This is a genomic window from Micromonospora endolithica, assembly GCF_003626595.1.
Lineage (GTDB): Bacteria > Actinomycetota > Actinomycetes > Mycobacteriales > Micromonosporaceae > Micromonospora > Micromonospora endolithica.
This window is the reverse complement of the sequence record NZ_RBAK01000006.1, coordinates 33,432-53,576: the sequence shown is the minus strand read 5'-3', so window position 1 is coordinate 53,576 and position 20,145 is coordinate 33,432. Positions and strand designations below refer to the sequence as shown.

Genomic DNA, 20,145 nt, shown 5'->3' with positions numbered 1-20,145 from the left:
ACGAACGCCCGCCGACGCCGCGCTTTGTCAGCGGCTACTCAACGGTCAGATAAAGACCGCCAACGATCGCCCCGCTGGCCGCGCGGGACAGCGTGGTGGGAACATCGCGTGGCAGGATTCGCTGGATCGCCGAGCGGTACCCCCGGAAGGATCAGCGATTTGAGCGCGACGGCCTCCGCCGTGGACACCCGGATCTACCGCCAGCCGTCCGGACTGACCGATGGCAACCTGGCCCTCGCCACGTCGGCGCCGGATCGGGTCGACGAACAGACCTTCTTCGCCGGTTTTGTGCGTACGCCGCGGGTGGTCGCCGGGGGCCTGCTGGCGCTGGCCGACATCGCGGGCGCGGACTTCCGGCCGGTCCGCACCGGCACGGCGGGGCGTGACCCGGTGGTCACCGGCGACGGCGAGCGGCTGCGGTTCGAGGCGCTGTCGACGTGCGGTGGTTTGTACGGTCGGCTGGACCTGACCGTCGCCGAGCTCGACGATGCGACGGTGGGCCGCGGCACCACCAACGTGGACATCAACCCTACGCTGTACGAGTCGCTGACCCGGGTCGGCGGCGAGGACCCGTTGCGCCTGTCGGTGGGCGAGGACGAACTCGCCGTGTCGACGCTCGATGGAAAGGTCGTCGAGAAGCGGGTGCCGCTGCCGGCGCGCTGGTTGCGCGGACTGGCCGAGACGGCGGCGCACGCGCTGCCGATGGATCCGCGGCTGGAGATCCGCGCCGGGCGTGCGGTCGCGCTGCTGGCCGAGATGTCGACACGCACCGGCCGGCAGGCGCGCTGGCTGGTGCCGGCCGGGTCCGGGTGGCGGTCCACCACTCGGCCGGTCTCCGGCGCCGTCTGCGTGGCCGACGGATTCCGGCTCTCGGTGCTGCGGCCGCTCCTTCCCCTGGCGCGGACGGTGACCCTCTACGCACCGCCGGCCAGTGGCGCGCCCGCCGAGGTGAGTGGCTGGGTGCTGGACTTCGGCACGGCCCGGTTCACGCTGCTGCTGTCGACCGCCGTCAGCCATGGCTTCGCCGGCGACGGTCAGTTGCTGGCCGACCTCGGGTCCGGGTCCGCCGTCGCCGACGCCGACGCACTGGATGCCCTGCTGGCCGTCGATCCGGTCATCGATCGCGCGTCGGTCGCCGCGCGTACCGGGTGGGACGCCGGACGGGCCACGTCCGCCCTCGCCGCGCTGGCAACCGCGGGCCAGGTCGGGTACGACGTCGCCGAGGCGGCGTCGTTCCACCGCCCGCTGCCGTACCGGGCCGATCTGGTTGCCGCGCTGCACCCTCGGCTTGCCGCAGCCCGGATCCTGACGGCGACGGGCGGGTTGGTGGTGAGCGCGGCGGGCATCGAAGTGACCTCCGGCGAGTCCACATATCTCGTCCATCGGCGCGGTGAGGAGTACGCCTGCACCTGCGCCTGGTGGGTCGGGCACCAGGGCCGGCGGGGACCGTGCAAGCACGTCGTGGCGGCGATGATCTTCGGGCAGACGGGACAGCAGCGTGGGTGACCTCTGGCGCGACGTGTGCGCACGCATCGACGACGCGGACTTCGACGCGCTCGCCGACCTGCTTGCCGGTCTGGACGCCGACGGACGGGCAGCGTTGCTGCCGTCGCTGGAGGCGCACACCCCGACCCGCGCCGCGCCGGAGCCGGTCGTCCCGCCACCGCCGGAGCCGGAGCCCGAGCCCGAGCCCGAACTGCCCACCTCCGGCACGTTCGTCGTCGTCGGGTTCCTCGTATCCGCAAACGACGGCCCGCCGCCCCGAGACCTCGAGGGCTTCCAGGCGTACGTTGCCCGCCAGCGGTTGCGCGAGCGCGAGCGCCGGTGGACAAGCAACAAGCGGCACCTCGAGTGGCAGGCAGCCCAGTCGGCCACCCGGCTGACCCAGCGCCGCCACGAGGCTCTGGCGATGGCCGTCGTGGCGTGCACACCGACGGCGACAGACGCGGTCAGACGCCTGCACCGTCCGTGGCGGGTCGGCCCGCCGCTGCGGGTGGTACCCGAGCTGGTGCCCGGTCTGCTGCGCGTGCGCGGCGCGACCTGGGGGGCTGCCCTGGCCCGCGGCATGGCGCGGCGCGCCGGATCCCGCAGTCGGTCCACCCCCTGGCCGTTCACCGAGGCGCTCATGCGGGCCGTGGGCGCCGAGCCACCGGACACCCCCGGCGCCGTCGCGCGGTACGTGGAGATGTGGCGCCCTTCGCTCACCTCCTCTCTGGCCGCCGACCCGTGGCTCGACCACGTACTGCCGTACCTCGTCGACGACGACCGGGTCGCCACCGCACTCGTCACCGGCGTGGCCCGCCGTGACTGGCCGCCGGCGCTGATGGAGTTGACGGCCAGCGGGCGGATCGACCGCGAGGTGCTCATCCGGGGCTGCCTACGCCGCCTGCGCGCAGGCGGGCGTAAAGGACTGCTGCAGCCGTACCTCGACATGCTCAAGCAGATGTCGCCGGGCACCGACGAGCTGGCCAGCCACCGACAGGAGCTGACCGGCCTGCTGACGGCGGAGATGTCGACGGTTGCCGACTTCGCGTACAACTCCCTGCAGGCGCTACATCGGGCGTCCGAGCTGGATCAGGTCACGCTGGCGGAGATCACCCAAAGCATGCTGTCCCGCCAGGAGAAGAAGCTGGTCCGGGCACATCTTGCCTGGCTGCGCAGGCTTCCACTGGAGGACCTGCTGGACGGGTTGGTCGTCGGGCTGCACCATTCGGTGCCCGAACTCGCCGAACGCACCGTCGACCTGGTCCAGGCACGGCTGTCAACCCTGTCGCAAGCAGCGCGTGAGCGGTTGCGGGCCGAGGTGCCCGCGCTGGACGGTGTCGTCGCGCAACGACTCGCCGCGCTGCTCGGCGCCGCGCCCCCCGCCCCCGCGCCCGCCCCTACCCTCATCGCGGAGACACCGGACGAGATGCCGCCGCCGCTGGATCTCGGCGCGCTGGCCGGGGAGCTGGCGATCGTGCTGCGCCGGGGCGACGACGACCCGATCCGGCACGAGCTGGTGCTCGACGGGCTGGTGCGGGCGGTACGCCGCGACCGGGCCGAAGCCGCTCGGGTGCTGGAGCCGCTTATTCCGCAATGGTCCGGGCTCTGGCCGGCCCTGGTCGCCGCCGCCATCGAGCGGGACGCGCCGCCCGACCCGGGGTGGTACCACACGTCGTACCGCCCGGAACCGCATCCGATGACGGTCTTCGTGGAACGCCGGGTCGCCGAACTCACCGCGCTGCTGAGCAGTGCCCCGCCGGTAGCGCTGCTGGCCACGCCGGGCACTGTCGCCGGACACGTCGACCCGGCCCGGGTTCTCCACCTCCTGCGGGAGGCGGAACGCGACGGCTGGCAGCCCGGCGAGGCCGACCTGACGCAGGCCATCCTGCGCCTGCCGCGCGAGATGGACGTTGCCGTTCAGACGGCCGCCACCCGCCTGGTCTCGCCGGCGGGTCGCCGGTTCGCCGACTGGCTAACCACCGGACACGATCCGAAGACCTGGGTCGAGGAGACCGGCGGTCGGCGAATCGCCATGCTGGACCCGGCGGGCCTGCCGGCCGAGTTCGCCGTTCCGCGCGACGCCTCCGCACGGGCCAGGCCCCCCTCGCTGGTCGGCACCCTGGACCTGTGGCCGATGATCGCGCCGTCCCACCGTGAGGCGATCGCCGCGCACCTTCAGCCCCACGTCGCCGCCAGGGTGGATCAGGGCAACGCCGGCACGGGCTTCCTCACCGGTTTGGCAGCGGCCGACGGCCCGGCCGGTCCGGCAATGTCCTTGACGATGGCGTACGCGCTCGCCAATCACCGGCAGACCGTGCGGCTGGCGGCCGCCGACGCGCTCATCACCCTCGCCGCACGCCCGGACTGGGACAGCACCGGCGTCGGCGCGGAGGTCGGCACCCTCGCCGCCACGAACCGGATCGTGCTGCAGCGGGTCGTCCAGCCCCTGGCCGAGGCGCTCAAGGCCGGTGCCCGCGATGCGGTCTGGCAGGTGACGTCGGCGGCGCTGCGGATCCTCCTGTCCGCCGGACCGCGCGGGAGTCTGCCCGATCTCGTCGACCTCGCCGCCAGCGCCGTTCCTGACGGCGGCCACTCCGCGGAGATGCCGGGCCTGACCGCGCTGGCCGCCAAGCCCGGCCGCAGCCGTCTCGCCGTGACCGCCCGTCGGCTCGCCGCGCTCATGACGACCTGACCTCTTGGGGATCGCCGAAGAGACCACCCACGTGAAAGCCCTGGCCAGGCCGTTGCCCGTGAGACCGATGTTCCAGGCAATGAGACAGGCGCCGGGGGTCGAAGGGTGAACCGCAGCTACAAGCGCCGATCTAATCACCAAGCGGTGACCGACAGGACGGTGGGTGTCGTCGGCAAGAGGTCGTCCGTCCGACAGCGCCGCCGGCCTGACCACTTCGGCTTTCTCTGGGAGGTCACGCCGAACCGCTCTCCTTCGCCTGAGTCAGACTCTGCCGGTACTCGAGCGCCTCGGGGACCTCGTCGTACTGCAGCAGGTTGCCTGTCAGCTCAAGCAGGTGTTCCTTGGCCTCGTGGGGCGTGGCGTAGAAGAACTCACGTCGCTGGTTGATGACATTGACTCGGCGGTCCGCCAGGCGGGCATGCATCTTGGCTTCGATGCCGACGGCATCGTCGGAGAAGAACAGAGCGTGCACGTCGAAGTTGAATGGTACGGAGGCGTCGCTGAGTTCCTTCACTCTGTCGAGCGGGTCGAGGCGTCGGGTCATGCCGATCTTCACCATCTTTTCGCCGAACGCTCCCAGGTTGGAGATGACGTACACGTAGCCGGCGCGCACGTTGGCGGCCCGGTAGTCCACGTCCTGGATCGCGGTGTCAATCTGCGCCAGCCGCTCCTGCATCTGGGCGGCCCCGTCGACGTCGCCCTTGGCTTGCAGCGCGACGAGGGCGTTGGCGTAGTGCTGGCGCTCCTTGTCTAGACGGGCGCGCTCGCGTTCGATCTCTTGCTGGACCCGTCGCTCCTCCCGCAGCCGCGCCTTTTCCTCCCGCTCACGCTCCTTTTCCTCGGCAACCTTCGCTTGGTAGTCAGCCGTAAGCTCCAATTCGCGTACCCGCAGCCGGTGGTAGTCCTCGGATATGCGGATCTGCATCGTCTTGCCCAGCTTGGCGATGGTCGCCGCCACCTTGCCCAGCCGCTCGACGGCCGAGTCGAGCTTGTAGGGCCTCAGGCCGCGTACCAGGTTGTCCGCCTCGGCGTTGTAGGCCCGCAGCATCAGCTTGGAGAAGTCCCGCACCATCACTCGCCCCTCGGCTGCGGAACCGTTCACCGTCCAGCCAGTGGCGGCCAGGACCGCTCCGCCTTCCCGCTTGGTCATGCTCTTGATCTCGCCCTGCAGCCCAGCCAGAGCGGCCTGGTAGGCGACCGCATCCGACAGAGGATGCCGATACTCGTAGACGCCGGCCTCCTGCAGCAGCGCCTTCTCCTCGGTCACCACGACCTGCTGACGAAGTTCCCGCAACCGGCGATCCAGATCCGCCTTCTGCCCCTGAGCCGTTCGAGCCTGCTCCGCGATCTCGCGTTCCAGCCGCTCTCGATACTGCTCCAGCTCGGCCACCGGCAGCACACCAAGACGGTTCATCTCCACACGGAGCCGTTCCAGCTCCGCCCGCAGATGCGTCACCTCCGCGGCCAACTCCCGCGCTTTGCCGCGCGCCCCGAACAGCGGAATCCCAGAGTCGTCGGCACGTGGCGCCGGGACCGACGGAGGCACGGAGACTGCCACCGCGGGCGCTGCGGGCGGCTGCTGCGCAGCCGGAACCGCAGGCGGCGCTTCGGCGATCCACAGCTGCCATCCCGGCGGTGGGGGTCCCCATACCGGATCCGGCTTCCACCCGGGACCAGGCACCCAACCCAACGGCGGTGTCGGCCAATTCGGCGGAGCATTGAAACGGTAAGCCACAGATCAGTCCCCCACGTGTCACCCATGAACCGCTGACGCTAGCCCCGCAGCCGCAGCCCAACATCAAGCACTCAGCCAACAAGTCCCACCAACAGGACCCATCCACGTGCCCATCCGCTCACCACAGTCACGCACCCGACGCGGTATCGATGCAACGAACAGGGTCACGACCGGTAGGTTCACCGAGCACCCTGACCTGGACGCACCGCGCAACGTCATCCATGTGACTGCACGCCGTGGAACCTGCTGTTCGACGATGGGCGGTTGACCGGCCTGCGAAGCGGAGCCGCCGGTGCATGAACAGCGATGGTCGACGGTCGGCGGAAGACCGGGCTACCGGCGACCACCGAAGGCCGCATGTGAGACTACGCCAACGAGGGCGATGGCTACGGCGGTGGCGGTGGCCGACGTGGTGCCGGCCGGCTGCATCATCCAGGTCAGGACCTCACGGTACGCGGGCGAAGTCGCCGGCCCGAAGAGAAGCGCCGTCAGAGTCCATCCGACGGGCAGCAGCCAGGCCCACTGAGCCCCCCAGGCAACTCCGCCGAGCGCGAGCAGTCCCCCGACCCCGGCGGCGTCCCTGACCAGGAACTCCGCCGCTGCCACCGGTTCGCCTACCAGCGCCGGCATGGCGGTGACGACGGCAGCGGTCGCCATGACGGCGAGGATGTGCGCGGCCCGCCGTGGCAGCCAGGCGAGCGCAGCCGTCCGATCCAACGCGGGGTCCGCGCCGGCGAGCCCCGGCCCGAAGGGGACGGTCACCACCAGCACGGTCAGCAGCGCGATGGAGAGTCTGAGCCGTGGCACATCGTTCACTTGGCCCAGCCACCACAGCACGGTCACCCCGGCCAGCGCCACCCCTGCTGAGGTAGGGATGCCTCGGCATCGCAGGTACAACGTCAACCATCTCATCGGCTGTCCCCGACGAGGACTTCGAGCAGGTTCACCTCGTCGCAGGCCAGTGCCGCCTCCCGCAACGCGGCGATGCGGGCCCGCTGCTCGGTCGCCGGGAGCGACTGTAGCTTCTCAAACGCCCGGAGCGCGGCGTCGCCATGCTCGCCGGACGGGGGCGGCCCGCCGACCAGCCAGGCCGCCGCCGCGAGCCGTGCGATGTGGTGTGATCGAGCGGCGGCCGGCTTCCCGATGATGTACGTACACGGCCGCGTTCCCGCCCCGTCCAGCAGCCGCCACCGCAGCTCGTCCGGACTGCCCTTCGCACCTCCCCAGGGGTCGAGCTCGAGTTCCACGAGGAGGGTGTTGCGCGGTTGTGGGCGGGGCTGCGGGTCATACCACGATGCGGGTGTCTCCCGGACGGACGTGGGCGCCTGCGGAAGCTTCGCCGACAGTGTCGCGAGGGCCTGCCGCGCCGGTTCCCGCAGATCCGCCAGGGCAGTAGCATGCACCCTGGTCACACAAACCTCGGGCCCCGCATCGGAGCTGCACACCGGAGCGGCCGCCTCCGGATCAGGCACGGGCAGCCGCTGCCGGTCAGCGGGTAGCAGCGCCAGGGCCACGACTGCTGCGACCACTGCCGGCACGAGGCCGACCAGCCGCGCGGTCCGGGTGGCGCAGACGAAACCGGCAAGACCGGTGACGGCCAAGCCGGCCAGCCACACGGTGTGCGCGACACTGACTCTGCCGGAGACGGTCACGAAGTCGCCCCAGAACCCGAACGGCGATGGCGTCAGCAGGTGCACGAACTTGGGCACGTGGGCGTATCCGCGATCGGTGATGGCGACGATCGCCACGGCGGCACCGGCGACAGCGGTGACGGCCGGTGTCAGCCGCGACGGTACGAGCGCGCCGACGGTCATGCCGAGCCAGGCACCGGACACCATCCAGAGGACGCCGACACCGGCGATCACCACGGACTGGCCGGGGAGATAGCTGGTGAGCATCGCGACCTGGGCCACGCCGGCGGCGTACATCAGGATGTAGCCGGCGGCCGCCGACAGCGCCATCGCGGCGGCCGCCGGCAGGACCCGCTGCCAGCGCGGGCGGGCGGTCGTCGAGATCAGCTCGTCGGTGCGGCACCTGCGATCACGGCCCGCGTGCCAGGCTCCCAGGCCGAGAGCCACGGGCCAGAGGATGAACAGGTACTCCCGCTGCCAGAGCGCCAGAAGCATCCAGCGTCCGCCCCAGCCATCCACGGCGACGTACAGCAGTGCGGCTCCGAGCAGGGCCGTCCCACCGGCTACCCGCAGCGCGGCCGAACGGCGAAGCTCGACGCGAAGGATCCGGCCGGTCATGCCACGCCCCCGGTGGCGCGGTGCCGGCGCAGCAGTTCGGTGTACCCGCGCTCAGCCGAGCTGTCGCCCACCGCCCCCTCCTGACCCAGCTCTACCAGGTCGGCAGGTACACCGTGGAACACGACCCGTCCAGCATCCATCAGCACCACGTCCGTGCACGCCGCGACCACGTCCTCCACCAGGTGTGTCGAGACCAGCACGCAGGTGTGTGTGCCCAACTCGCGTAGCAGCGACCTGAACGCCACCCGCTGCTCGGGATCGAGACCCACCGTCGGCTCGTCCAACAGCAGGATCTCGGGATCGTTCACGACGGCCTGCGCGACGCCCGCCCGCCGGAGCATGCCTCCGGAGAGCGTCTTCATCCGGGAGTTGCCGCGATCGGTGAGTCGCACCCGTTCCAGCGCACGCTCCACCGCGTCGGGCACGTCGCGCGCGGGGACTTCCTTCAACCAGGCCATGTATTCGATGAACTCCCGCACGGTGAATCGGCCGTAGAAACCGAACTCCTGCGGCAGGTACCCGATCGATCGCCGCAACGTCCGTAGATCGAGCCGTTCGGGTACGGAGTGGCCCAGCAGTTCGAGGTCACCGCCGGCCGGGCGCAGCACGGTCGCGAGCACCCGCATCAGGGTCGTCTTACCGGCGCCGTTGGGCCCGAGCAGCCCGTGCACGCCGACGCCCAACGACAGGTCGAGGCCGTTGACGGCAAGGTGCCGACCGGTCCGGACGCGCAGGTCCAGCGCCCGGATCGCCCATGCGTACGTCGTCGGCGCCACGGACGCGGCACTGATCGCCTTCTTCATTCCGTACTTCCTCTTCATCGAAGCTCGGCGGCACTGTTGCGGCGGGCGATCAGAACGAGGGTCACGAGAGCTGTCAGCGCCGCCCAGCCCGGCAGGGCGGTCTCGGTCAGCAGCACCGACATGCGGGCGGTGACGATGCTCGGCCCGATGACCACCGCCACCCAGAGCAGTGCCAGCCCCGCCGTGGCCCGGGGCAGGCCGACCAGGTCACCCAATGCCAGCGCGCACATCGTGAAGGCCAGGCACGGCAGCAGCCAGCGGGCTGGGGAGGCACCCACCAGCGAGCCGGCCGCGGCGAGCACCGGAATGACCACGACGAGGACCACAAAGGTTCGCCGCAGCACCAACCCGAGGCCCGCCCGCGCTGTCGCGGCGACCATCTCGTGGGCCGGATCGAACCGCCGCGTCCAGGCGGTGGCGACTCCGAGAAACGGCGCCACCGGAGCGAGGAGGACGACCAGCGATGGCAGCGCCCCGTTCCTGGCTCCGGCGGCCAGGTCGAAGCCGAGCGCGACCAGGACCACGAGTACCGTCGTCGCGAGCCAGGGAACGAACAGCGGCGTCACCCATCGGGTGGCCCGCGAAGGCAGCCACCGGCGCCGTCCGGGTGCCGGTGCGGTAGCGGACACCGCGGCGTCCAGACCCGTCCGGACCCGGGCCAGCAGCGCCGCCGTGTCGACGTCGCCCACCTCGGCCGAGCGGTCTCGGCAGCTCGCGCACTCCTCCAGATGTGCCTCCACCGCCCACAACACGTCAGGCGCGATGCCGGTGTCCCCCGTGACGTACCGGCCCAGCAGGCCGGTGGAGATGTGTGCGGTCATGACAACGCCTCCCGCAGTGCCAGTCGCGCACGGCGGGCGCGAGTCTTGACAGTCCCCTCCGGCAGACCGAGCAGGACGGCGGTCTCCTGGACCGTGAGTCCGTCCACCACCATGGCGTGCAGGACCTGACGCAGTTCCGGTGCCAGTCTGCGCAGGGCGTCCCCGACGTCGTCACCGACCGTGCCGTCCAGCGCCACGTCCTCCGCCGCCGGCGGGTTCCGCATCGCCAGTGGTAGCGGTACCGCCTGCGAATCCCTCGCACGCCGACGGAAGGCGTCGATCAGCCGGCGCGCGGCGATGGACCACAGCCAGCCGAGTCCGCTGCCGGCGCTCACGCCCGCGAACGAATCCGCCGCCCGCCACACCGCCAGATACGTCTCCTGCATGACGTCGGCGACCAGGTCGTCGTCATCGCAGCGGCGACGCAGCCGGACCAGCAACCACGGAGACGTCCGGCGATACAGCTCGTCGAAGGCCGCCCGATCGCCACGTGCGGTACGCCGCACCAACTCCGCTTCATCCACCCTCACACCCATACAGACGCCCGAATCCCAAGATCAGGTTCTCGTGACGCGGTGCTCGCCTTCTCACGGGTCACCGCCAGCTCTCGCGGTGTCGTTGCAGCCCGTCGAGGATCAGGTCGAGTCCGATCTCGAATTCCTCGGCGTACGCGTAACCAGGTTTCAGGGCGCGGTCGACGATCATCTCGGCGAGGTGCGGGAACTCATCGCGGGGCATCTGTCGCAGAATCGAGCCTGCCACGTCCTCGAGGTCGGCGGGTGACGTGAAGGGCAGGCTGAGCTCCTGGAGCGCGAATCCGTAGAGGTAGCTGTCCAGCACCGAGATCGCGTGCGCGGCACCGGAGATCGAGAAGCCCCCCGACCGAAGGCAGCCGATCACCGCGTTGTGGTGACGCAGCGTCGCGCGGCCGGGGTTTTTCCTTGAGTCCATCAGGCTGATCGCCCACGGGTGGCGAACCAGTGCGCCGCGCATCGAGACTGCCCGCCGTCGCATCGCGGCCCGCCAGTCGGCGCCGTCGGGCGGGAGCTCGATCTCGTCGAAGACGAGGTCGACCATGCCGTCGAGAATCGCGTCCTTCTTGCGGAAATGGTGGTACAGCGACATGGCCTCGACGCCGAGCCGCTCGGCGAGCCTGCGCATGCTCAGCGCAGCGGTGCCGGCCTCGTCCGCCAATGCGACCGCGGCGCGAAGCACCCCCTCCTTGCTGAGCGAGTTGCGGCGGGGCGCGGGCGTGCCGGCTGGTTCGGTTGTCACGAGGGCCTCCTGCTCAGGCTGTTCGAACGCCTTGACAGTCTTACACCGTAAGGCTATACCTTACAGCGTAAGGCTGGAACGACGCGCGGAGAGAGGGTCATGGAGTCGATCGGTGTGGACGGAGCCAGGAAGCCGGGCGTGGGAAAGAAGCTGTGCATTGTCGGCGCGTCCGGGAAACTCGGGCGCTACCTGGTGCAGCACGCGTTGAACCAGGGTTACGAGGTCGTGGGTGTGTGCCGAGAGCAGAGCGTCCACAAGCTCGCCGGGTTCGCGGGACGAATCACGGTGTTCCCCGGAGCGACCGACGATCGTGCGGTGATCGCACGGGCGGTGGACGAGTGCGATGCGGTGCTCACGGTGTTGGTGCCGTGGGGGGTGGACCACTATGCCTCCGGTACGGCCCAGGCTGTGCTCGACCACGCGCGTCCCGGCGCCCGTCTGGTGTTCTCCTGCGGTTGGCACATCGCCCGCGACGAAAAAGACGTGTACCCGCGGAAGTTCAAGATCTACGCGGCCGTGTTCGGTCGGCTGGCGAAGCTTGCCCGTGTCGTGGACGTGGATGACCAGGTGGAGGCGTGCCGCAGGATCTTCGCCAGTGACACCGACTGGACAGTCGTACGGGGCAGCGACCTGGAGGAGGGTGACAGTCAAGGCCTGCCGGTGTGGAGCCGGCACGTGGGTGACCCAGTCCTGGCCAGCAACCTGACCCGCCGCGTGGACTACGCCCGCTTCATGGTCGAGGCGGTGGAGAACGACGCTCTCGTCCGAGAGGCCCCGGCCATCGTCGGCCGGCTGACCCCATCGGCCCTCGCGCACGGCGACCGGCCGGCGTAGGCCACGGACATGTCGACTGGCCGCCCTGCAATCGCATGGAGGACCAACTCATGACCACATCGAAGACGCTCGCGCGAGTTGCGGGGACCCTGTATCTGGCCGTCGCCGTGTTCACCATCTTCGCCGGGCTGGTGAACACGCGCATCGTCGAGCCGGAGGATCCAGCGGCGACGGCCGACAACATCTCCACCTCGGCCACCCTGTTTCGCATCGGCTTCGTCAGTGAACTGGTGGGAGCCACGGCTTTTCTGTTGACGGGCATGGCCCTGTATCTGCTACTCAGGCACGTCAACCAGATGGCTGCTGCCGCGATGATCACCTTCGTGGCGGTCAGCGTCGCGATCCAAAGCCTGAGCCTGCTCAACCAGAACGCGGCGCTGAGGGTCGCCACCGGCCAGGACTACAGCGCCGCCTTCGGCCCGACCGGCTCCGACCAGCTGACCATGCTGTTCGCCGACATGCAACACGACGGGTACCTCATCGCCCAGACGTACTTCGGCCTGTGGCTCCTGCCGCTGGGCTACCTGGTGGTCAGGTCGGGCTACCTTCCCCAGAGTGTTGGGCGTCCTGCTGGTGATCGGATGCGTCGGTCACCTCGTTGACGTGTTCGCACGCTTCCTCGCTCCCGACCTCGGCGCAGAAATTTCACCGTTCGCCATGACCCCCGCAGCCGTCGCGGAACTGTCGTTCATCGCGTGGCTGCTGGTCAGGGCCGTGCGGATCCCCGAAGCCGAGACGGGCAGGCTGGCTCGCTAACGATCCCACTCCCCTCCCTCGCTGACGATCCGCTGACGCCCAACGGCAACTGACGATGGATCAGCAAGAGCCACCCTCTTCCGAGGGTGGCTCTTCTGCGTATTTCGATGGTGGGCGGTACTGAATTCGAACCAGTGACCTCTTCGGTGTGAAGCAGGACGCCGCGCCGACTCTGACCTGCACAAACGCGAAGCCGCAGGCAGGGGTGGGTGTAGTTGGATGCGGTCAGTTGCCGTTCGGTGCGGTTCAGAGCCGTTCAACGCATCATGTTGCTCCCAACCTGCTCCCCCGATCAGGGGCTCGCGACCGGGCTGCGGCCTCCAGGCTGCGTCGGACCGTCCCGCACGTCGTTCGTCAGACACCTTGGCCGCTTGCCCAAGCGTCCTAGCTGACGCCGCCGCCCGGTTGGCGATCGGTGGGTTCAGTTACTCCCGTTCTGCTCCCACGGCCGGCTCGTCAACCCGACAAGCTCAGGCATGCCGCGCCTTATCAGCGGCAGATCCGGATGCTTGGTCAAACCAGCCAGTTGCGCCGAGGCGCTGGCGATCGGCCGTGTCCGCTTGCGTCTCAGACGGCAAGTCCGCGGGTAGGAGGAGCCGACCACGACGGGCGACTTCTGGGGAGAGCGTGATCATGGTTCGTACCGCGATCGTTACCGGCGCCGGCAATGGATTGGGACGCGAAATCGCGCTTGGCCTGGCCCACGCCGGTTATGCCATCGTCGTAGCCGATCTCGATGAGCGAGCCGCGCGGGCGTGTGGACGCCTGATCGAGGCGCGCGGAATGCCGGCACAAGCGTTAGGCGCCGATGTACGAGAGCGTGGCGACATGAATCGCATCGTGGCGGCAGCGCAGAAGCTCGGCGGTCCTCACGTGCTCGTCAACAATGCCGGCGGCTGGACCCCGCAGCGGCAGTACCCGCAGGCGACTCCTGCCGAGTGGGCCGCGACAATCAGCCTGAACCTCATGACCCCGATGCTGCTCAGTCAGCTCGTTCTGGACCCCATGCGGGAACAGGGTGGTGGCGCGATCATCAACATCGCATCCAGCGGTGGCATTGGCTTCGAGTCCTACGGCTCGCCTGAGTACGGGGCCGCCAAGGCTGGTCTGATTCGCTTCACCGCCAGTCTGGCCAGCTTGGAAAGTAGCCATGGGGTCCGGATGATGTGCGTAGCGCCAGACTGGATCGGGCTGAGCCGAGCCCAGGCCCAGTGGGAGCGCATGAGTGCCGACGAACGTGCGGCATCTCGCCCATTGATTCCTCCGGCCGAGGTTGTCTCCGTCGTCTTGAATCTCATCCAAGAGGGAGTCGGTGGAACCGTGGTGGAGATGTGGGGAGGTGATCAGCCTGTCGTGCACGCCCCGTAGGCCCGCGTCCGGGGCATCCGCAATTCGACATGGGCGGATGTCGCCGGTCCGCGAAGCGGCGTCTCCGGTGCTGATGCTTTCGGGCGCGCCGAGGTGATCACTGTCGAGGAAGCACTGCTGAGCGGGTTGGGGGTGGGATTCGGGTCTCAGGAAGCGGTATCCATATCGACGCCACCCAGAGCAGTACATCGGTGCGGCCTGGCCGCGTGATTATCGTCGGCAGGCTTCCGTCGACAGCCGCCACCAACCAGGCGGGAAGCAGCGAGCGCTGAACACTTCGGCGTTCTCTGGGAGGTCACGCCGGGCCACACGCCCACATCACCGCAGGTCAAAGCCGTCGGTTATGCCCAGTGTCGGTGAGCGCTTCCGGGCTCGGTGACCACTTCGCCAACCTGCACCCAAGGCGCTCCCACCTGCAAGTCCAGGCCATCTTGTAGCTCCTTACCGCCGTGACCTGCACACACTTCCCACCAGAGAACATCGAGTGCTGTCGACTCGTGCGCGAAACCGCGGAGCACTCCGCGGTGAAACAGGACGCCGCACCCCCCCTGAACTGCGTAAATGTGGAGCCGCAGGCTGGGGTGGGTTTAGTTGAGCGTCTTTCGATGCCGTTGGATGCGGTTCAAGGCTGTTCAGAGCACCCTGTTGCTCCCAACCTGCTCCCCCTAGACCGGGACTCGCCCGGGCCGCCGACCGCCAACCGCCCGTGAGCTGCCGGCCAGTGTTTGGCTGGCGCCAGCGCTGGCTCCCGCAGCCGCATCGGTCGATCGGGCAGCACGCGCACGATCGCCGCGCCTTGTCAGCGGCAGATCCGGTTGTCCCGTCGGGCCCGTCCGACTCGCGAGAGACGCGTACATGGTCAGGGTCCTGGCCGGTGGCCGCCGACGGCCGGTGTAGCGGCTGAGTCAGCACCCCGAGCCTGATCCTCGACAACGCACTCTCAGCGACGATGGACTCTCATCTGAGCGCGTCCGAATGCTCGGTCAAAGTGATCAACTACTATTGACCTCAGTCGGCGCGCGGGGGATACATGACGGTTTTCGGCTGCCGAGCCTGCGACACCGCTCTGACGGCTCCGGTGTCGAGAGTGGCGCTGCCCGTCCACGCGGACCAGAAGTACGGCAACGGGCCAGGATCGCTCGTCCCGGCACTGGAGCCGGGCACGTTCGCGGTGAATCCGCTGCCCTCCGGTCCACCCTGGCGCCGGTGGGCCGAACTTGACGCCGGTGAAGCCGAGGCGCTCGGCTGGCACGCGCCGAGGTTCAGCATCTCGGCCGGGCCGGTCGGCCGGGTGTTGATCACCCCGGGAGACGTCCGAGGTGTCGTCATCGATCCGGGGCTGGTCGGAGACTCCGCCTGCTGTGGCCTCGCCGACGGCGAGCCCAACATGGTCTGCGTCACCTGCGGCACGCCGGTAGCCATCCGGATCGACGACTGTGGCCTGCGGCAGGCCACCTGGCTGAACCCGCTGACCACCCACATCCTCGAGGACGGCCCCGGCCCGCACCCGGTACTCGACTGGGCGGACTTGATTGACCAGCGGCCCGGCATCCCACCGACTGAACCGGGCGGCGGCTGGCACCTGATGTGGGCTGCCGCCGCAGCCTCGGCGCTGGCACACTTGCTAGCCGCCTCGGGCGGCGGCCCTACAGTGATACCGGATCATCAGGTCGCTGAGGTCTTCCGGCCCACTGTCGAGCGTCTCGTCGGCCCGGTCAGCACGGGGCAGGAGCGCATCCTGGTGCTGGCCGGGCCCGGCGTTCCGGATGCCGACGGGCACTTCGCCCTCATCCCGGAACATCCGCAGACCGGTGAACTCTGGCCGGTGGCCCCGCCGGTGAAGCCCGTCCCGCTGGCCTGGGACGCCTGGCGGCACCTCGCAATTCACCGAGCCCCGAAGCCGGTTGGGCGGTCGGTCCCGATCCCGCCGGAAGCCCTGCCGGCACTGCTCCCGGGTCACCGATTCGAGCCGGACGGCCAGATCTTCCTCAGCGTTCTGGCCCGACTGCCCGAGATCAGGCAGCCACGGTTGCGTGCCATCTACGACCGAGGCCGCCCCTACAGCTACTCCTTCTACCGCTTCTGACCGCCTGCTCGTCGGGATAGCGCCCTCCCTCCGGCAGGTTCACAACCAGCGGCAGGTGCGGACGTCGCCAGCCGGTGATGCGGAGCCGGCAGTGCTGACGCCGTGGGGTGCGCCGAAGAGGTCACGAGCTGAGATCCCTTGGTGCGAATGTGGTTCGACGGGAACCTCATCGTCGCTCAGGTGCCCGGAGCGACGACCCGGACGCTGTCGAGCGGATCAGCCCTGCAAGCCCACACTCCCGGTCCGTACCGCTGTCGCGCGACCGTTGTTGTCCGTGGCGGATCAGTGGATGGTGCCGCTGCTGGCCGGACATCAGGTTCCGCTCGTCGCGACGGTCTGACGTGGACGGCTTGGATCAACCATCGTCATCAGTACCAGGAGGGATGCCAAAGGGCTGAGGGTCAGCGTGGCGATGGCCATCGGTAGGGACGTTGTCTCGGCGAGAGCGCCCAGTGCCGGCGCGGCGAGTCCGCCGGCGCCGACGGCGAGTCCGAGGGTGACGCCGCTTGCGGTGCCCACCCGGTGGGGATGCAGTCCTGTCCGAGGGTCAGGTGCAAGGAGAATGGCACGTACAGGGCGACTCCGGTGACGGCGACTCCGAGCAGGCCGGACCAGCCGGGTAGTACCGCGATCATCAGTAAGCCCGGAACGACGAACAAGTTGGCGTTGCGGATCAGTCGGACCCGGTCGCGGAGTCGCAGAGGCACGCACATCGCCTAGATCCGGCCGGTCGACGAGAGAGCGCGACTCGCGGCAAGTTCGGATGGCGGATCATGAGGGTGCGGGGCATGATCATCGCGTGGATGCCCGTCGATCGGTCGTTCTGATCGATGATCTCCGTCAGTTCGTGGACGACCGCAGCGCCGAGGTGGCCCGGACGAGTGCTGCCGGAGTCGAGCTTCTCGGCCGATACCGGGATCGGCGGCTGGACAAGCTGTGGCTGGACCACGACTCGGGAGGGGACGACACGAACTGACCGGTCGTGGAGGTCCTGGAACATGCCGCGTTCGAGGACGGCGCTTCGACACCGGCGTCATCAACGTTCACTCGCCAACCCTGGCGGCGCCGCGAGGATTGCGCAGGTCCTACGGCACTGGGGCTATCGCGTCCGCGTCGCGTCGGGCTGCACGGCCGTCGGCTATCTCCACGGTCCCGCGGCGAGCTGATCGAAACAAGTGCGCCATCGGGCGGCCGTCGCACTCAGACGGCGGCACGTCCGTGCGCACTCGCAGCTGTCCACGCCGGCGGTCGGCGGCTACCCAAGGCACCGAAGGTGCCGGCACCAGCGCGCGCACGACCGGCGGACATGACAGTGCGCCGAGACCTGTCGAGTCAGCGATGAATCGACACTGCCGATATGCCGAAGGCGTTTCCGAGCACGAAGCCCTGACCAACGGGTTGCTGGTGGGATTCGAGCCATATCTACAGCAGCACGGTCGGTCCCGGCTTATTCACGAATCATGGTGGCCCGCCTCGCCGAGCCCGGCCGTACGCCCCACCGCTGATCTGTCGCACCGACCTGCCATGATCACCCGCGACCCACCGAGGGCGGCGACGGTTCACGACCGATCGCGGCCACGCTGGCCGACTGGCCTGCACTGCACCATGACCAGGAGACACACGAATGCGCAAGACCATCATCGCCGTTGGAGCCCTCGGGCTGGCCCTGCTCACCGCTGGGTGCGGGAACGAGGACACCACCGAGCCGACCGCCCTCGCCGCCCCGGGTGCCGCCTCCACCGAGGCCAAGGCCGACAAGCCGCAGGAACCGAAGACGGTAGAGGCGGCCAAGGCGCTGGCTCAGAAGGAGTACGACACCTACGCGGCCGGCGACTGGAAGGGCGCATGGGACCTCTGGACCAAGGAGGGCAAGGCGGCGATCAGCCGCGACGAGTACGCCCGCCTGCACACCGAGTGCAAGACCATCACCGGCCTGACCTTCGAGATCACCGGGGCCCGCCTTGAGGGCGAGGACAAGGCGGTCGTGAACTTCAAGCGGTCGATCGCCGCCGGGATGTCCGAGATCCGGTACGAGGATGGGCAGTGGCGGTACCAGCCGGACGGCGAGTCGATGGCGGACTACGCCAAGGGCGTCGACAAGGTCATTGCCGAGGGGCAGGCCAGCGGGCGGTGCCAGAAGTAGGCGAGGCACGCCAGTAGCCCTACGGACCCCGGCTCTCTCAATCGCGAGGGGTCGGGCCCCGTGCTGTAGCTGCCTCAGGCTCCCGACGTCGGCCACGATGGAAGCCGACCGCCGAACAGATCAGTGCGGCTCCGCCTGGCGCAGCTGTGCTGGGCGTCTTCGTGCTCGTTCGGGCTGAGGTAGTAGCCCAGCTCCTCCGTCGTGTGTCACGCTCCGGCGGTGACGATCACCAGGCCGATGGTTGCCGGAGCGGTCGTTGCCCTCGCTGGGCACGGCCTTGCTGTTGGGTTGACGATTGTCCTGGCCATCGCCGCTGGTGGCGGCCCGAATGCGGACTTGGATGCCGGTGGGAGGTTCGCGGCGCTTTTCTTTGGCGTATTCACATACGGCGTTGCGCAGCTGGTGTTGCTGGTCAGCTGCTTCGCGCTGTCCGGACGGCTCGGCCGTGGGTCGTCGTCTGGCCTCGTGGCTGGCTGGACACTCGGACTGGCCGCGAGCCTGTTCTACCTGTGCGGAGGGTTCGGCACCTGAAAGGGGCGCGCGCGGCAGCGCCGACTGGTCGCTGCACAGACCGCTCGTCACGCACTCTGACGCTCGGTTGGCGGCATGAGAGTGTTCCTGGTCTCGAGTCAGAAACCTCGGAAGACACCATCCGCACCCGTAGAAGTCGCGAACTCGATGTAGTCCATGTTCGCGAGCGACAGGTTGTTCTGGATCGCCTGCACCTGCCTTGGCAGCGCCCGGAACGGTCGCGCGTCTACCCCGGCGTTGAGGTTGATGACCAGCACGGGGTGGCCTGGCGTGGTTACGGCGATGGCGTCGATCACGAACAGCACCGGGTGCCGGTAATCGTGCGGGTAGCTCGGTGGGTAGCTGGCTACGATCGTTGCTTCGTCCAGGCCGTTCAACGCGCGGTCCTCAACGAAATCCACGTCCGCGCCGAAGCCCTCCTCGGTCGGCTCCGCGATCGACTCTTTGATCTGGTTCCAGACGGCGTCATCGGTGAAGTCCGCCCGTACCACCGGAACGCTCCACGTCCCCGGCAACTCTGCCACCAGCGCAGCGTAACGGCCGAAACAGCCTTGGCCCACCGGCGCACCAATCATGCAGTGCGGGACCGCCTGCTGCCCTCAGCCGCAGCCGGCGTCCGCCGGCAGCCGCTGGTAGCGGCAGAAGAGTGCCGTCCGAGGCGTCGCGGCGTTCAGGCAATTGGTCTTGATTAGTGCGCTCACGTTGATGCTTGCTGAGTGAGCCGCCCGGCGATGCACGAAAGGTGTCTGGCAAAATCGCGGCGTGGCATCACCACCACGCTGGCTCAGCCGTTACGAGCGGGGGCAACGGGAGCTGGTCTGGCAGGAGTTGCGTCAGCTCGGCGGCGTGGTTCTGGAGCCCGAACAGGCCCAGGAGGCGCAGCTAGTCTGCGATGAGATGGCGCGCCAAGCCCGCCAGAACATCGAGGCGATCGTCAATAAGTTGTCCAGTGACGGTTACCGGTTCCACTCTAACGACGATGAGCAGACGCCCGTAGAACCGCACATCCCGCCGACCGCGAACGCAGGGGCCTACGTCGATTGGCTGGGTCAACGGTTCGGCGCCGTCCCCATGACCCTGTCCCCTGGGTGCGCATCGTCGGGGACGTCTGGTTGGTGGGGAGCCGCAGCTAGGGATGGGTGCAGTTGCGCGCCGTTCGATGCCGCTGGACGCAGTTCAAGGCCGTTAGAGCATCCCGCTGCTCCCAACCTGCTCCCCCGATCCCCGGCTCGTCACCGGGTCGGAGGGTTTCTCCGCTCCCCCGCCGCGGTCGGCGGTGGCTCGCCCCACGGCGCCGTGGAAGCGCCGCCGGAACCAACGTCTGCCAAGAAGTCGATCTGCGGCTGTCGGCCACAATTCGTGTGCCG

General features: G+C 69.0%; 17 protein-coding genes and 1 pseudogene. 10 read left to right on the top strand and 8 right to left on the bottom strand.

Features of this window, described 5'->3' with window-relative positions; translation table 11 throughout:
- Positions 1 to 159 precede the first annotated feature (159 nt).
- Complete coding sequence (locus D7223_RS16645) at positions 160 to 1,506, top strand: SWIM zinc finger family protein (RefSeq protein ID WP_120729328.1); 1,347 nt, start codon at positions 160 to 162, stop codon at positions 1,504 to 1,506.
- Positions 1,499 to 4,177, top strand: a complete 2,679-nt coding sequence (locus D7223_RS16640) for a DUF6493 family protein (RefSeq protein ID WP_120729327.1) — start codon at positions 1,499 to 1,501, stop codon at positions 4,175 to 4,177. Before D7223_RS16645 ends, D7223_RS16640 begins: the two co-directional genes overlap by 8 nt.
- A 232-nt stretch (positions 4,178 to 4,409) precedes the next feature.
- Here D7223_RS16640 and D7223_RS16635 read toward each other — a convergent pair whose 3' ends face one another.
- The 7 genes from D7223_RS16635 to D7223_RS16605 all read right to left on the bottom strand — a co-directional run bounded on the left by D7223_RS16635 (position 4,410) and on the right by D7223_RS16605 (position 11,060).
- Positions 4,410 to 5,735 carry an SNIPE associated domain-containing protein gene (locus D7223_RS16635; RefSeq protein ID WP_238162065.1) on the bottom strand — a complete coding sequence of 442 codons (1,326 nt, stop codon included), beginning with the start codon at positions 5,733 to 5,735 and terminating at the stop codon, positions 4,410 to 4,412.
- 510 nt (positions 5,736 to 6,245) lie between these two features.
- The gene (locus tag D7223_RS16630) at positions 6,246 to 6,755 is read right to left on the bottom strand and encodes a hypothetical protein (protein WP_158610899.1); all 510 of its coding nucleotides are present in this window, start codon (positions 6,753 to 6,755) and stop codon (positions 6,246 to 6,248) included.
- Between the two features lie 65 nt (positions 6,756 to 6,820).
- Positions 6,821 to 8,161 carry a hypothetical protein gene (locus D7223_RS16625; RefSeq protein WP_120729325.1) on the bottom strand — a complete coding sequence of 447 codons (1,341 nt, stop codon included), beginning with the start codon at positions 8,159 to 8,161 and terminating at the stop codon, positions 6,821 to 6,823.
- On the bottom strand, positions 8,158 to 8,964 hold the full coding sequence (locus D7223_RS16620) for an ABC transporter ATP-binding protein (protein WP_120729324.1): 807 nt from the start codon (positions 8,962 to 8,964) through the stop codon (positions 8,158 to 8,160). The genes D7223_RS16625 and D7223_RS16620 overlap by 4 nt, the downstream gene beginning before the upstream one ends.
- A 14-nt stretch (positions 8,965 to 8,978) precedes the next feature.
- Positions 8,979 to 9,785: a zf-HC2 domain-containing protein gene (locus D7223_RS16615; RefSeq protein ID WP_120729323.1), complete on the bottom strand. Its 807-nt coding sequence runs from the start codon at positions 9,783 to 9,785 to the stop codon at positions 8,979 to 8,981.
- Positions 9,782 to 10,321: an RNA polymerase sigma factor gene (locus tag D7223_RS16610; protein ID WP_120729322.1), complete on the bottom strand. Its 540-nt coding sequence runs from the start codon at positions 10,319 to 10,321 to the stop codon at positions 9,782 to 9,784. The genes D7223_RS16615 and D7223_RS16610 overlap by 4 nt, the downstream gene beginning before the upstream one ends.
- A gap of 58 nt (positions 10,322 to 10,379) precedes the next feature.
- Positions 10,380 to 11,060: a TetR/AcrR family transcriptional regulator gene (locus D7223_RS16605; RefSeq protein ID WP_120729321.1), complete on the bottom strand. Its 681-nt coding sequence runs from the start codon at positions 11,058 to 11,060 to the stop codon at positions 10,380 to 10,382.
- A gap of 99 nt (positions 11,061 to 11,159) precedes the next feature.
- Between D7223_RS16605 and D7223_RS16600 the strand changes: the two genes are divergently transcribed.
- From D7223_RS16600 to D7223_RS16565, 8 genes and pseudogenes are all read left to right on the top strand, one after another.
- Positions 11,160 to 11,894, top strand: a complete 735-nt coding sequence (locus tag D7223_RS16600; protein ID WP_120729320.1) for an NAD(P)-dependent oxidoreductase — start codon at positions 11,160 to 11,162, stop codon at positions 11,892 to 11,894.
- A 50-nt stretch (positions 11,895 to 11,944) separates the two neighbouring features.
- The gene (locus D7223_RS16595; RefSeq protein WP_238162064.1) at positions 11,945 to 12,496 is read left to right on the top strand and encodes a DUF4386 domain-containing protein; all 552 of its coding nucleotides are present in this window, start codon (positions 11,945 to 11,947) and stop codon (positions 12,494 to 12,496) included.
- A 1-nt stretch (position 12,497) separates the two neighbouring features.
- Positions 12,498 to 12,650 (top strand): hypothetical protein, encoded by a 153-nt coding sequence (locus D7223_RS33595; RefSeq protein ID WP_238162063.1) that lies wholly within the window; start codon positions 12,498 to 12,500, stop codon positions 12,648 to 12,650.
- Between the two features lie 633 nt (positions 12,651 to 13,283).
- Entirely contained in the window at positions 13,284 to 14,018 is a 735-nt protein-coding gene (locus D7223_RS32815) for an SDR family NAD(P)-dependent oxidoreductase (RefSeq protein ID WP_158610898.1), read from the top strand.
- 1,030 nt (positions 14,019 to 15,048) lie between these two features.
- Positions 15,049 to 16,104, top strand: a complete 1,056-nt coding sequence (locus D7223_RS16585) for a hypothetical protein (protein WP_120729318.1) — start codon at positions 15,049 to 15,051, stop codon at positions 16,102 to 16,104.
- 799 nt (positions 16,105 to 16,903) lie between these two features.
- Positions 16,904 to 17,270: pseudogene (locus D7223_RS16575) on the top strand (cyclic-phosphate processing receiver domain-containing protein).
- Between the two features lie 458 nt (positions 17,271 to 17,728).
- Complete coding sequence (locus tag D7223_RS16570; protein WP_120729317.1) at positions 17,729 to 18,247, top strand: hypothetical protein; 519 nt, start codon at positions 17,729 to 17,731, stop codon at positions 18,245 to 18,247.
- Positions 18,248 to 18,466: 219 nt separating this feature from the next.
- Entirely contained in the window at positions 18,467 to 18,778 is a 312-nt protein-coding gene (locus D7223_RS16565; RefSeq protein ID WP_147252562.1) for a hypothetical protein, read from the top strand.
- Positions 18,779 to 18,876: 98 nt separating this feature from the next.
- Here D7223_RS16565 and D7223_RS16560 read toward each other — a convergent pair whose 3' ends face one another.
- Positions 18,877 to 19,302, bottom strand: a complete 426-nt coding sequence (locus D7223_RS16560; RefSeq protein ID WP_147252563.1) for a DUF6924 domain-containing protein — start codon at positions 19,300 to 19,302, stop codon at positions 18,877 to 18,879.
- Positions 19,303 to 20,145: the final 843 nt, after the last annotated feature.

Excerpts from the sequence above, each read along its gene's own strand:
- D7223_RS16585 (WP_120729318.1), top strand. The coding sequence starts at position 15,049 with ATGACGGTTTTCGGCTGCCGAGCCTGCGACACCGCTCTGACGGCTCCG.
- D7223_RS16600 (WP_120729320.1), top strand. The coding sequence starts at position 11,160 with ATGGAGTCGATCGGTGTGGACGGAGCCAGGAAGCCGGGCGTGGGAAAG.
- D7223_RS16595 (WP_238162064.1), top strand. The coding sequence starts at position 11,945 with ATGACCACATCGAAGACGCTCGCGCGAGTTGCGGGGACCCTGTATCTG.
- D7223_RS16615 (WP_120729323.1), bottom strand. The coding sequence starts at position 9,785 with ATGACCGCACACATCTCCACCGGCCTGCTGGGCCGGTACGTCACGGGG.
- D7223_RS16570 (WP_120729317.1), top strand. The coding sequence starts at position 17,729 with ATGCGCAAGACCATCATCGCCGTTGGAGCCCTCGGGCTGGCCCTGCTC.
- D7223_RS16625 (WP_120729325.1), bottom strand. The coding sequence starts at position 8,161 with ATGACCGGCCGGATCCTTCGCGTCGAGCTTCGCCGTTCGGCCGCGCTG.
- D7223_RS32815 (WP_158610898.1), top strand. The coding sequence starts at position 13,284 with ATGGTTCGTACCGCGATCGTTACCGGCGCCGGCAATGGATTGGGACGC.
- D7223_RS16620 (WP_120729324.1), bottom strand. The coding sequence starts at position 8,964 with ATGAAGAAGGCGATCAGTGCCGCGTCCGTGGCGCCGACGACGTACGCA.
- D7223_RS16610 (WP_120729322.1), bottom strand. The coding sequence starts at position 10,321 with ATGGGTGTGAGGGTGGATGAAGCGGAGTTGGTGCGGCGTACCGCACGT.